The 12,954-nt window shown below is 36.8% G+C and carries 11 protein-coding genes; 2 read left to right on the forward strand and 9 right to left on the reverse strand.

Annotated elements, in window-relative coordinates; translation table 11 throughout:
- Positions 1 to 4 precede the first annotated feature (4 nt).
- Complete coding sequence (locus tag AM499_RS14250; protein WP_231687467.1) at positions 5 to 1,540, reverse strand: AbgT family transporter; 1,536 nt, start codon at positions 1,538 to 1,540, stop codon at positions 5 to 7.
- Positions 1,541 to 1,657: 117 nt separating this feature from the next.
- On the opposite strand from AM499_RS14250, the gene AM499_RS14255 reads away from it, so the two are divergent.
- Positions 1,658 to 2,974 carry a helix-turn-helix domain-containing protein gene (locus AM499_RS14255; protein WP_053590841.1) on the forward strand — a complete coding sequence of 439 codons (1,317 nt, stop codon included), beginning with the start codon at positions 1,658 to 1,660 and terminating at the stop codon, positions 2,972 to 2,974.
- A 287-nt stretch (positions 2,975 to 3,261) separates the two neighbouring features.
- On the opposite strand, the gene AM499_RS14260 is transcribed toward AM499_RS14255, so the two are convergent.
- Positions 3,262 to 3,603, reverse strand: coding sequence for a zinc ribbon domain-containing protein YjdM (locus AM499_RS14260; protein ID WP_053590842.1), 342 nt, complete (start codon positions 3,601 to 3,603; stop codon positions 3,262 to 3,264).
- Between the two features lie 284 nt (positions 3,604 to 3,887).
- Complete coding sequence (locus AM499_RS14265; RefSeq protein ID WP_053590843.1) at positions 3,888 to 4,538, reverse strand: SIMPL domain-containing protein; 651 nt, start codon at positions 4,536 to 4,538, stop codon at positions 3,888 to 3,890.
- Positions 4,539 to 4,695: 157 nt separating this feature from the next.
- On the opposite strand from AM499_RS14265, the gene AM499_RS14270 reads away from it, so the two are divergent.
- Positions 4,696 to 5,247 carry a hypothetical protein gene (locus AM499_RS14270; protein WP_053590844.1) on the forward strand — a complete coding sequence of 184 codons (552 nt, stop codon included), beginning with the start codon at positions 4,696 to 4,698 and terminating at the stop codon, positions 5,245 to 5,247.
- A gap of 399 nt (positions 5,248 to 5,646) precedes the next feature.
- On the opposite strand, the gene AM499_RS14275 is transcribed toward AM499_RS14270, so the two are convergent.
- The 6 genes from AM499_RS14275 to AM499_RS14300 all read right to left on the reverse strand — a co-directional run bounded on the left by AM499_RS14275 (position 5,647) and on the right by AM499_RS14300 (position 12,946).
- Positions 5,647 to 6,546: a 3D domain-containing protein gene (locus tag AM499_RS14275; RefSeq protein ID WP_053590845.1), complete on the reverse strand. Its 900-nt coding sequence runs from the start codon at positions 6,544 to 6,546 to the stop codon at positions 5,647 to 5,649.
- Positions 6,547 to 6,982: 436 nt separating this feature from the next.
- Entirely contained in the window at positions 6,983 to 7,774 is a 792-nt protein-coding gene (locus AM499_RS14280) for an ABC transporter ATP-binding protein (RefSeq protein ID WP_053590846.1), read from the reverse strand.
- A gap of 33 nt (positions 7,775 to 7,807) precedes the next feature.
- The gene (locus AM499_RS14285) at positions 7,808 to 9,025 is read right to left on the reverse strand and encodes an ABC transporter substrate-binding protein (RefSeq protein ID WP_053590847.1); all 1,218 of its coding nucleotides are present in this window, start codon (positions 9,023 to 9,025) and stop codon (positions 7,808 to 7,810) included.
- 72 nt (positions 9,026 to 9,097) lie between these two features.
- Positions 9,098 to 10,159, reverse strand: coding sequence for a branched-chain amino acid ABC transporter permease (locus tag AM499_RS14290; protein ID WP_053590848.1), 1,062 nt, complete (start codon positions 10,157 to 10,159; stop codon positions 9,098 to 9,100).
- A 4-nt stretch (positions 10,160 to 10,163) separates the two neighbouring features.
- Positions 10,164 to 11,048, reverse strand: coding sequence for a branched-chain amino acid ABC transporter permease (locus AM499_RS14295; RefSeq protein ID WP_053590849.1), 885 nt, complete (start codon positions 11,046 to 11,048; stop codon positions 10,164 to 10,166).
- A gap of 2 nt (positions 11,049 to 11,050) precedes the next feature.
- A complete protein-coding gene (locus AM499_RS14300) occupies positions 11,051 to 12,946 on the reverse strand; it encodes an AMP-binding protein (protein ID WP_053590850.1) in 1,896 nt (631 codons plus the stop codon).
- Positions 12,947 to 12,954: the final 8 nt, after the last annotated feature.

The raw sequence follows: 12,954 nt of genomic DNA on the forward strand, positions 1-12,954 counted from the left end.
TAAACTAGAGATATAAAGATACCCCTGGACCAATAGGAATACCAAGTAATGCAAATACGAGCATTAAAATAATCCAAATAATCAGAAAACCGATTGTATATGGAATCATAAGAGACATGAGTGTACCTATTCCCGCTTTTTTATCATACACGTGCATGAATGATAGAATAATAGCGAAATATGGATTTAATGGCGTTACCATATTGGTAGAAGACTCCCCAATACGGTACGCTAGTTGTATAAACGCCGGGTGATAACCAAGCACCATAAAGAGCGGAATAAACACAGGACCAACTAGTGACCATAATGCAGAACCACTAATGATGAACAAGCTCAAAAATGCGGTTAATAATACAAATAGCACGATAACGAATATATTTGTCATATTTAAGTGCGTTAATATTGCTGCACTATGCACCGCTAACCAAATAGCAATATTGCTCCAGTTAAAATATGCAACAAATTGAGCAATCATAAAAATTAATACAATATATCCAGATAAGGTTCCAATTGCCTCTGTCATCAATTTAGGAACGTCTGCAGATGATTGGATTTTTTTCGTGCTTACCCCATAAACAATCCCTACTACTAAAAAGAATAGAAACAAAACTGGCACTATCCCTGACAAAAATGGTGATCGCAATAAGGTTCCATCTTCGTTTAGCAAAGGAGAATTAGGTATAAGCATAGCTCCAACAACAGCAGCGATGAATATTAGTGCAGCAATCAGTGAATTACGTAAACCTCTTTTTTCTAAGGTACTTATCTCATTGGAAAGAGATTGTTGCTCTCCGGTATAAGCTCCTAATCTCGGTTCTACATACTTCTCAGTAATGAGTGTACCTAGTCCAGCCAAAACAAATGTAGAAACACTCATAAAAAACCAGTTATCGAGTGGTGTCACAATAATATCGGGATTAATACCTTGTGATATTTCTGTAGATATTCCAGATAATAACGCATCTGTACCAGCAATTAATACATTTGCCGTAAAACCAATTCCGGTACTTGCTAAGCCAACTGCCAATCCAGCAATTGGATGACGACCGACCGATAAGAATACTAGTGCAGCTAATGGGGGAATTACAACAAATGCTGCATCGGAAGCAATATTCCCTAAGATTCCAATAAAGAAAACGGTAAATGTAATAATCTTTCTAGGTGTATTGAGTATTGCTCTTTTCATAAGCATTTCTAGCAACCCGACTTTTTCAGCTAAACCTATTCCTAACATGACAGTTAGAACTAAACCTAACGGTGCAAAGTCTGTAAAGTTCTTTAGAGTATCAGATAATATAAACTGAATACCTTCATAAGACAAAATACTTTTTACTGCTACAGTTTCCTGCGTATTCGGATGAACTACAGCAGCTTTAAATAAACTTAATATCCATGATAGAATAACGAGAAGAACTGTTAGATAAAAGAATAAAATAAACGGATGTGGTAACTTATTTCCCACTTTCTCCACGAAAGATAAAAATCTTGAAAACCTATTTTCACTATTAATCTCTTCGTTATTTTCAATTGTGCTATTCAATAAAACCACCCCTTCGATTAATTAAAGACCCCTTTGTCCAATGTCTTTAAATAACAGGGTAAACTAAATTAATTACGGAAGTCAATATATTTTTAGAAAAAGGAGAAAAATTGAAAAATGCCGAGAATTCTTATTTTTACAACGGAAAATTCTTTAAAATGGGTTAAAAAGGCTGAGGCATTACAGCTAGAAAATTGTGAATTTGTTTACACAATTTATGATAGCCTCGCACATTTACACGCAATTTTTTTAGATAAAATACAGTTGGTGGATGGGATATTATTTAGTGGACAAATACCTTATTTTTTCGTTAAACAACATTTTTCAGATGTACTCATTCCGATGTTACATTTCGATGTCACCCAAGCTGATTTTTATCGGACACTTTCTGAATATATCTATAAGAACAAAGACTTCGAGATGAAAAGATGTTTAGTAGATTTCTTATACGAGGAAAATAATTATCTGGGTATAAAGGAGTGGACTTCAGAGGAAGATTTACCCTATACCTTTGACCCTAGCATCCGCGCATATGCGGATCTTGATGTATATGATAAAATTCGAGATCTCCACGTTGATTTGTGGCAACAAAACAAAGTGGATGTATGCATGACTAGATTAAGTAGGCTACCAGAAATATTAAAACCATATAATATTAACTTGTTATTAGTAGTTCCTTCTGACCGAAGTATGATTATGAAAATAGAAGCATTGTTAAAAGAAATACAACTTCTTCAATTAATAGAGAATCAAGTTGTTATTGGTCATTTAGAGATAGCTATTAATAGGAATAACGTAACGGAATTAGAATATCGACAAATGTCCTTATATAAAGCAATACTGGATTTTAGCAAACAAAATCATATGTCTTTTATTATTCATAAAAATGTTTTGTATTATGAAATTATCACGAATTACACTGACTTTAAATTGATTACAAACGATATGACTAGCTGTCAGCTAGTACCCTTTCTCTCCCAAGAATTACAGTTTCCTGTTCATATCGGCTGGGGGATAGGTCATTCGATTCAAGAAGCACGATCAAACGCTGAAAAAGCTTCACAAATGTGTGCAGCACTGGAAACTCAGGCTTACATTTTGTCTAAAGAAGAGAAGTTGATTGGACCATTGGGCGATAAAAATTGGATACAGGTAATTACACAGTATGATTCTGGTATTGAACAATTAAGCGGGAAAATAAACACATCTCCTCTACAAATTCAAAAAATCATTGCCGTTATGGACAAGCTTCAATCTAACATACTGGCGTCAGAGGATTTAAGCAGTCATTTAGGTATCACGTCAAGAGCTGCTAATCGAATACTAAAAAAACTAGAAGAACACGGAGCTGCTACTGTTTTAATGCAGCAACAGAAAAAACTACGAGGACGTCCGAAGAAAGTGTATCAAATCCAATTTGACAAAATAGAATAAAGTTATTTTAAAGACCGTTAGATGTATCAACCAACATCTAATGGTCTATTTTATCGTGGTTACTTTTGCATTAACACATATTATTTAAAATGCATTAGTACTAGGGATTATCCACTAATTCATGGTGAAAATTATGATAGTTGAATGATTAAATTAGCACTATCTAGTCGAGTTTATGAAACATGTGAATATCATTGATCCGCTTCTTTATGAGGACTGGAGAAGCATTTTAGATTAATAGAAACGACTTCCCGTTTATATTTAAACGATAAGCCGCTTTTTTAAACTTATATTTTCTTAACGAATTCAGATTTTAATTTCATTGCACCAAAGCCGTCAATTTTGCAGTCTATATTATGGTCTCCATCTACTAATCGAATACTTTTAACTTTCGTGCCGATTTTTAACGTAGAAGAGGTACTCTTTACCTTTAAATCTTTAATAACAGTTACGGAGTCGCCATCATTCAATACGTTTCCGTTTGCATCCTTAACAATCTTTTCATCTTCCGTATTTTCACTCTCAGTATCTATGCTCCATTCATGCGCACACTCTGGACAAACAAATAGATTTCCATCTTCATATGTATATTCTGAGTTGCATTTCGGACAATTTGGTAAAGCTGGCATATTGTATTTCCCCCATTTCATATACTGCATCCTATTATACAAGAATTATTTATTATTTCATCCTACATCCATGAAAAAGGAATGTTTACGATACAATTTACGTAGAAAGTACTTCATAGAGAAGGCGGCAACGAAGTCAAAAATAGAAATAATGGATAAATACATTAGTACTTTTGGCGGTGCTAAGAGCCTTAAAATTATATTTACGGTAGTTCAACTTCAACACTTTCCTACTAAAAAAGCCGTTTGATAAAAATATCAAACAGCCTAATAATAAGATTTAATTAGTATTGATACTTCACCTTAACAATTGCATTTATCAAAATTTGTCCGGGTTCAATTGGTGTAGAGAAAGTCTGGTCAGCCATAGCAACTGATTTATAAAGAATCGGTCCCGTTTCCCTTTCTTCTACAACTTCAATTGGTTGAGGGTGCAAAGTCAATTTCAAAGTCTCTGCAATTGTTTTTGCTTTTGTTTGAGCATTTTGAAGTGCTAAACGAAGTGCTTGTTGGTAATACGGATCAGCATTTTCTATTTTAAATTGTATTCCAGAGACACGGTTTGCCCCATTTTGAACAGCAGTATCAATGACACTTCCTATTTTGTTTGTATCTCTCACCTTGACAGTCAATGCATTTGTAACCTCGTACCCTCTAAATATTTGTTTTCCTTCCACATAATCATATTGAGGAAGAACATTAAATGCAGCTGTCTGAATATCTTCTCTCGGAATATTCAGCTGTAAAAGGGATTGTATTACTTGGTTCATAATATTTGCGTTTTCCTGTTGTGCTCCTCTTACATCTTTTCCTTCCGTACTTACCTCTATTTGGATTTGGGCATAGTTAGGTTTTACAAAAACCTCACCGTCCCCCCTTACCGTTATGACTCGTAAAGGAGAAAATAAATGGCCTCGCATAGATTGATAATACATCAATTGCCACCTTCCGAATAATTCATACTAACTATCCTATGCACAATGTATAAAAAACTTGTCATTTATCGTCTAGGTGATTTGCTCACAAAAATCGATTTCGTTCATAGACTAAACAATGATGACTACACGTTTTATTTATAAAGGAGTTGTATATATGAATGAATCGAAGGTACGTTTATTTCCACTTACCCTTTCCACGGAAAATAACCAAAGTACTTTTAACCTCAATCCTTGGTTAGATTTTATAGAAGAACAGAAATCATTAAACATCCATTTAATTGAAAGTGTTGCTGAGCTGGAGAAGTCATGTCAAAAAATTTTAGAGGGCGTGCAAAGACAAGAAGAAGTATTAAATATGCAAGGAAAAATCCACAGAAGGCAGTATGAACATCTGAAGAAAAATGTAATCGAAATCAAACATGCCTCAAAAAGCTACAAAACCTCTATGAATGAGCATTTGAGTAAGCAAACTGCATTTAACAAGATGATGATTAGACGATCTAGTATTCAAAATGAGGTATTGAATCGGATTCAACGAAACAGCAATAGACAAGAGAGTATTCTAAAGAGGTATTTTGAGACAGCCTTAGAGAAGCTTGATAAAAATGAGGTCAATACGAATCAATCTGTGGAAAGATTAGAAGCTCTTGAATCAATAATCGAAAAAATAATTGCAAAAATAGAACTGGAAGAAAAGATAAGATAGTAATGATTGAATGAATAAAAATGTTCGCTGCGTATATTGTAGGATTTTTAGATCACTTCTAGAATTTTAAGAGTATACATTCTTGTCGCACGCTACACCATCGAGTCTTCGCAGGATGAGTCGCTTCGTTCCCCTTACTTTGCGGAGTCTCATTCTTCGAGCTCTTTAGGCGTGTAAGGTAAACACCCTAAAAAAATTCATTAAATGGTACCCATTCCGTACAAGTCCTAAAGCCTAATTAATCTTTTAAAAAGCCAGAACACGAATGTGCTACTTGCCGCATTCTCTTTGAGACTAGCAACCTAAAAATATCCGAAAGAAGTTCCCCAGGAATTACTATAGCTTTACATATTAACAAACCAATAGATATCCAGCATTTGCCGGATATCTATTTTATGTTTAATCTAAAATCTTTACTTTAACTGTTTTGCGACCCCAATTAATTGCATCTTGTTTTTCTGGCATAAAAATATCTATTTTGTTTCCTTTAATTGATCCGCCAGTATCTCCAGCAATTGCTTCACCATAGCCTTCTACCCATACACGGGAGCCTAATGGAATAACCGATGGATCTACAGAGATAACTTTTTGGTTCGGATTAGCAATTAAGTCGATTCCAGTAGCTGTCACACCAGAGCATCCTTCACAAGAAGCTGTGTAAGCAGTAGAAGTAACCGTAAGCTCTTTTGCTGTAGATTCTGCAGGAGCTGAAGTTTTAACTGCTGCTGGTTCTGTAGTTTTTGCAGCTGGTGCTGGTGTTGTAGTTTTTGCCGTAGCTGGTGCTGGTGCTTCAGTTTTTTCTGTAGCTGGTGCTGGTGCTTCAGTTTTTTCTGTAGCTGGTGCTGGCGCTTCAGTTTTTTCTGTAGCTGGTGCCGGTGTATTTTCACTTGTATTAGTTACGGGTGCTTTATGTAAGGAAGCCGAATCTACTTTATGCTCAACCTTTTTCGTTCCCTCGATAACTAATTCATCTCCCGGAAAAATTAAATCGCTTGTAAGCTGATTACTTTCCATTAACTCATCCACCGACAGACCATGTAAAAGTGCAATTTGGAAAAGTGTTTCACCTTGAACAACAACATGGGTTTCTTGTACCTTTAACTGCTGTAATGGATATATTAACGTTGAATCTAGTTCGTTCCATTCTTGTAAATCTTGTACACTTACGTTATTTTCTCTAGAAATAGCCCAAAGTGTATCTCCTTTTTCTACCGTATGAACGGTTGATGCGGATGCTTGTCCCGCCGCTCCTACTGATAGTGCTGCGATTGCGGTTAGTGCAACAATGTGTTTTTTCATAAAATGAATTTCCTCCCTTTCACTAACGAGACCTATCTTACCACGTGAAGATGTCAGTATCATTTCAAAATGGTTAGAGAGATTTATCAATTAAATGACAAGTTTCGACACATTGTTATATTTGTAATATAAATAAGAAAATCGTTGAAACGGCTCCCTTTCCGCGGGCGTTGCCTAAGCATCCTAGGCCAACACGATGTTGGTCATGCAATCGTTGCCGCAGGATGTGGCGAACTTAGATTGCCTTCCCCTCAACTGCTGGACCGAGCGAAGCGAAGGAAGCGGCTGAAGCCATGCCGGCGGAACTCGTCCGCATGGAACGGAAATGAACGGGTCTTGCATTAATAAAAATTTTCTAAAAGCATTTAAATGGAACAGGGACTATTCCTTCAAATAAAGAACGATTGCACGTTACACATGCAATCGTTCTTATAAATCACCAAACTACTCTTTGACGACGTTTATATACTTTGTTCTCTTTGTAATTTTTCTCTCCTTCTTTTCCAATTCCTAAATAATGCTCTCGTACTTCTTCGTTAGATAATAGATAATCTGCATTACCCTGCAGAACAACTCTACCATTCTCCATTATATATCCGTAGTCGGAGATGGAAAGTGCAACATTGGCATTCTGCTCTACTACTAATATTGAAGTACCTTCCTCTTCATTAATCTGTTTAATGTTCTGAAATATCTCTTTCACGAGTAACGGTGCAATGCCTAAGGAAGGCTCATCAAGAAGCAATAATTTGGGTTTAGCCATGATACCCCTACCTATTGCTAGCATTTGTTGCTCTCCTCCTGATAGGAAACCCGCTTTTCGTGATTGTAAGGCTTTTAGTTTAGGAAAATAAACAAATATTTTCTCCATATCTTCTTTTATATTCGTACGATCCTTACGCGAATAAGCCCCGGCCAGTAGATTTTCTTCAACTGTTAAGTCTCTAAATACGCGCCTGCCCTCCATGCAAAGAAATATTCCATTCCTTACAATCACATCCGGTGTAATATCATTTATATTCTTTCCTTCAAATTGGATTGTACCATCTGTTATTTGCCCTCCATCACCGTTAAGCAATCCAGAAATAGCTTTTAAGGTAGTGGATTTTCCCGCTCCATTACTACCAAGTAAAGCAACAATCTTACCCTCGGGTACTTGAAGTGACATCCCTTTCAAGGCTAAAATGATTTTCGAATAGACCACTTCTATATTATTGACCTGGAGCATAAATATCCTCCTTTCAAGAAAAATATCTACATATTAGTCTTTATGGCTAAAGTAATCCGTTAACGGCTCCCATTTTCCGTCTTTTACAATACCTAGTCGTGTTTGCTCAGTACCAGTATGATTATCTGCACTAAAGCTAACAGGAGCCCCTAACCCACCCAGATCTAAATCTTGTAAAGACTCAAGACCTGAACGAATTTCTTCTCCGGTTAATTCGCCATCAGGATGTTTTTTTGCAGCTTCTTCAATACCTGCAACTAAAATTTTCGCAGTAGTCCAACCTTGAATAAATTTTTGATTAATATCATCTATTGTCTTGCCTTCAGCTTCTAAATATTCTTTAATCTCTGCCATTCCTGGAAGATCCTCATAAGGCATTGCATGAGAAAGAATACCAATATACCCTTCTGCAACATCTTCTCCTACTATAGAAATTACACCTTCACCTGAAGCCCAGTTCAACCCAATGAATTGCGTGTCAATTCCAAGCGTTTTAGCATCTCTTAAAATTGTAGCTGTTGCTCCCCATGTTTCTTGAATAATAGCATAGTCAGGATTTTTCTTTTCCATATTTAATAATTGAGATTGGGCTTCTGTCGCTCGAACATCAACAATTTGTTCATCGACGACTTCAATTCCAATTTCTGCTGCATATGCTTTAATATCTTCAATTGGAGAACGACCAAACGCTGTGTCGTTATACAATAGCGCTAAGGTTGGATTAGAACCTTTATGGTTTTCTTTAATCCATTTTAAAACGGAACGTCCTTGGTCTGAATAAGATGCTGCAGCTAAGAAGTTATATGGGCTTTCATCTAAATTCTTCAAACTCTCTGAGTATGAAGCCGAGAAGAATGGAAGCTTATCATTCGCAACTTGCTGACGCAAAGCTTCCGTATCCCCAGTACCCCAACCAAGTACTGCAGAAACCTTTTCTTTATCTCTAAGTTCCTGATAGATTTTCTGTGCTTCCGGAATTTCATAAGCATAATCTTTTCCTGTTAACTCTAAACTAATCCCCTCTACTCCACCTTTACTTGCTAAATATTTGAAATATGCTTGTTCTCCCTCGGCATATGGTGTTCCTACATCGCCAGTACCACCAGTAATATCGTAAAGTCCACCAATGACAACCGTTCTTTCAGAAACATTACCATTTACAGCCACTTTATCATCCGAACATGCACCAAGTATTAATGCGGCAGACAATATTCCGATTAATGCACTAGTAAACTTTCTTCTGCTTTTCATTCATAATCCCCCTCATATTCATATATAAAGAAGCACACATTTTTTTAAATACGGCTTCTGCAATCCCTTTGTTTAATAAGAAAATGGCCATAACCTAAAATACTTTTTAATATTAAGCCAAATATGAGCTAATCCTCCTGGTTCAAAAATTAAAAACAAGATAATTGCCGCTCCAAACACAAAATCTTTAAAAGCTGAAAACAATTGATACAAGTCAGGCATGAAACCTGCTAGTACATCAATGAGTGAACCAAGACCTATCGGTAAGAGCGTAATAAAGGCAGCACCTAAAATAGAACCAAATACACTACCTAGCCCTCCGATTAATATCATCGCTAAATATTCAATAGATACATGGAAATTATAAAGTTCTGGACTTACAATCATCGTATAATGTGCGAGCAATGCACCTGCTATTCCTACAAAAAAGGAGCTGATCGCGAAAGCCATAACTTTATATTTGAATAAGTTGATACCCATTATTTGAGCTGCTATATCTCGGTCGCGAACCGCCAAGAAAGCTCGTCCAGTACGGGTCCTTAATAAGTTAGTTGCATACAATACCGTCAACAACAAAATGATCACGCATAAGTAGTAATAGCCAGTATTACTCGATAAAGAAAACTCCCCAATAGTCGGACGACTAAGAACCATCCCTGCTGTGCCACCTGTCAAACCGTCCCACCTACTAATGACAAAGAGAATAATGACCTGTGCCGCTAGGGTTGCGATAGCTAAATACAAACCATTTAAGCGTAAGGATGGAATTCCAAAAAGACCTCCTATAATTGCTGTAACAATTCCAGCTAGTGGTAGTGAAATCCAAAAACTTAAACCTAATGTAGATGTCAAGATTGCTGATGTATAACCACCAACACCTAGAAAAGCACCCACACCTATTGATATTTGACCCGTAAACCCTGTTAAAATGTTTAATCCAATTGCTCCAACAGATGATATTGCACATAACGTTATTAGTCCAATCCAGTAATTGGACACAAATAGAGGAAGTGAAAGTACCATGAGAACGATAAGTAGTGCTTTTATTTTAGAACTGGTAGTTCCAAATATTTTCATATCATCACTATAAGAAGTTTTATAGTTACCGCTTTCCCTCACGAACAAATTTCGCACAATCTCACACCCTCTCGATTCTTCTACTGCCAAATAAGCCATGCGGTTTTAACATCAAAATGAGCAAGACAATAATAAATGGAACAACGTCTTTTAAGCCCCCTCCTACAAGGGGATCTAAATAACCTCCAGCCATGTTTTGAATAATACCGATTACAAAGCCACCAACTATTGCGCCTAATACACTATCAAGGCCACCTAGAATAACAACTGGCAAAACAGTTAAACCTATTGCGGACATTGTTGGGCTAAGACCATTTATATTACCAAGAAGTACCCCACCAACAGCAGCAACTACTGCTGCAATTGTCCATGTTGCGGCATAGACATATTTCACACTCATTCCCATTGATAATGCTGCCTGTCGATCGTCTGCAACTGCACGCATGGCAATCCCCATTTTGGAGAACTTGAAGAAAAGTGAAAATAAAACGAGTAGGACGATTACTACGATAAATGACCACAAATAAACAGGCGTTACGATAACTCCCGCAAAATTTATTGGGGTTAAAGGGAAAACAGGTGGAAATGTTCTTGTCTGGTGACCCCATATCATATGCACTGCACCACCTAATAAACTCGATAACCCAATAGTAGCCATGATGACAGACACAACAGGAGCATTCTGTATTGGTCTAATCACAAGCCTTTCAACGACGAGGCCAAGAACTGCACTAAAAACGAGTGTTATGAGTAATGCAAGAATGAATGGTATTTTATAAGCCGTCATTAAGATTAAACAGATATAGGGACCAATTATAACGAATTCTCCGTTCGCTAAATTCAACGCTCCACTAGCTCTATATATTAAGACAAATCCTAATGCAACCAGTCCATAAATACTTCCAACTACTATCCCGGTTACAAGCATTTGAAGAAAAAACGTCATGACTATGCCACCTCCTGTTTAATGTTCAACTGAATGACCTGCAAACTTATCTCCTCAATAGATTCCATTTCCGAACTACCCATTGTCACTTTAGAAAAATTAGAATACATTCCATTGATTAGCATCTGATATTTTTCCTCAATATATTTTCTTCTTACCTTTAATGTTCTTGTGAGCTCACCGTCATCTGCGGTAAATTGTTTGTGTAGTATGGAAAACTTCTTCACTCTCGCATATGCTGGTATCTGACTCATTAACTCCGTAACTTGTTGTTCTATAAACTCAACAACTTGAGGATTCCTCGCAAGATCTGAGTATTCTGTATAGACAAGCCTTTGCTTATCTGCCCAACGTCCAACACTGTTTAAATCGATATTCACAATAGCTGTCATATAGGGTTTTTCCTTGCCGAAGCATACAGCCTCCTGTATATAAGGACTGGATTTTAATTTGTTTTCGACAATCCTCGGATAAATGTATTTCCCACTTTGATCTGTAATAATGTCTTCTTTTCTATCAAGAATATAGAGATGCCCATCTTGCCCCAAACGTCCACAATCTCCCAGCGTGATCCAACCATCCGTCATTGATTTGTGGTCTTCTTCATGTAGATACTTTGCGAAAGTGGCTGAATTTCTTACAAATATAGATCCACCCTCCCCAACTCTTACTTCCGTACCAGGTAGAGGAACGCCCGAGCTCTCCACATTGATGTCGTCATCTTGTTGAACAAATGCGATTCCTGCAAGCTCTGTTCCACCATAAGTTTGCTTTAAATTTACTCCGATACTATGAAAGAAATGGAAGGCATCTGATTGAAGTGCCGCTCCAGCAATATACGCTCGTTTTATTCTTGGGAATCCCAAATGATCACGAATCGCACTGAAAACTAACAAATCGCCAATTTTATACATCAGCTTTTCTTTAAAAGAAACTTCTTGCTTGTGGAGCTTGGCCTGCGCCATTATATCTCCGTATTTCTTGAAAGTTTGATAGACTTTTTTCTTAAACCAGCTTGCCCCTTCCATACGTATAGTGAAGTTCGACAAAATAGTTTGATAGACTCTTGGAGGTGCAAGCAGTGTATGTGGACCTATCTCACGCATATCGCCTATTACTGTATGCGGTTTTTCAGGAAAGTTAATAACGATTCCAGTTGTTAATGGTATAACTCCACTCATCACCTGCTCATGAATCCATGATAATGGCAAGAAAGAAAAGTAGTCATCTTTAGGTTCCATGTTATCTACTAATAAAAGGATTTTAGCAGCTTCCATTAAATTTTCATGTGTAAGAATTACACCTTTTGGATTTCCAGAAGTAGCTGCACTATACGCAATAGCAGCATAGTCGTCTCCGAGCAATCGCTCAGTTTGTTCACGGAAGAATGTGGGTTTTTTTTCTATCAAGGATGTCCCTGCAATTAATACATCATCAAAATCGACTAATTTAGAATGCTTATAATGACGCATTCCTTGTTTATTGTAAAAAATGATATATTCCACCATTGGAATCTGATCTTCAATTTCAAGCAATTTATCTACTTGCTCTTGATCTTCCACCACCACGATTCGCGCTTGGCAATCGTTTAAATAATAGACAATTTGTTCTGGCAGTGATTCTTGATATATACCAACTGCCATCCCGCCTAAACTTTGAGCTGCCATATATGAATAAAGCCATTGCGGTCTATTTTCTCCAATAATAGCCAGTTTTTCATCCTGCTTGAAACCGTAATTTTCAGAAAGGGATATCGTCAACTGCTCCACTGTTTTTAAATAGTCACCCCAAGTTATTTCATTCCAAATACCATGGTATTTTTGTCTAAGTGCAACCTCGTCTCTATGGTTGTTTGCTCGTTCCGCTAAAAGATTAGGTAATGTTTTCACTGCGCTCATTGTTTTTC

This window comes from Bacillus sp. FJAT-22090 (genome assembly GCF_001278755.1).
GTDB lineage: Bacteria > Bacillota > Bacilli > Bacillales_A > Planococcaceae > Psychrobacillus.

What these genes read in the sequence shown, in the direction of transcription:
- AM499_RS14255 (WP_053590841.1), top strand. Translation starts at nt 1,658, where the DNA reads ATGCCGAGAATTCTTATTTTTACAACGGAAAATTCTTTAAAATGGGTT.
- AM499_RS14260 (WP_053590842.1), bottom strand. Translation starts at nt 3,603, where the DNA reads ATGCCAGCTTTACCAAATTGTCCGAAATGCAACTCAGAATATACATAT.
- AM499_RS14265 (WP_053590843.1), bottom strand. Translation starts at nt 4,538, where the DNA reads ATGTATTATCAATCTATGCGAGGCCATTTATTTTCTCCTTTACGAGTC.
- AM499_RS14270 (WP_053590844.1), top strand. Translation starts at nt 4,696, where the DNA reads ATGAATGAATCGAAGGTACGTTTATTTCCACTTACCCTTTCCACGGAA.
- AM499_RS14275 (WP_053590845.1), bottom strand. Translation starts at nt 6,546, where the DNA reads ATGAAAAAACACATTGTTGCACTAACCGCAATCGCAGCACTATCAGTA.
- AM499_RS14280 (WP_053590846.1), bottom strand. Translation starts at nt 7,774, where the DNA reads ATGCTCCAGGTCAATAATATAGAAGTGGTCTATTCGAAAATCATTTTA.
- AM499_RS14285 (WP_053590847.1), bottom strand. Translation starts at nt 9,025, where the DNA reads ATGAAAAGCAGAAGAAAGTTTACTAGTGCATTAATCGGAATATTGTCT.
- AM499_RS14295 (WP_053590849.1), bottom strand. Translation starts at nt 11,048, where the DNA reads ATGACGTTTTTTCTTCAAATGCTTGTAACCGGGATAGTAGTTGGAAGT.
- AM499_RS14300 (WP_053590850.1), bottom strand. Translation starts at nt 12,946, where the DNA reads ATGAGCGCAGTGAAAACATTACCTAATCTTTTAGCGGAACGAGCAAAC.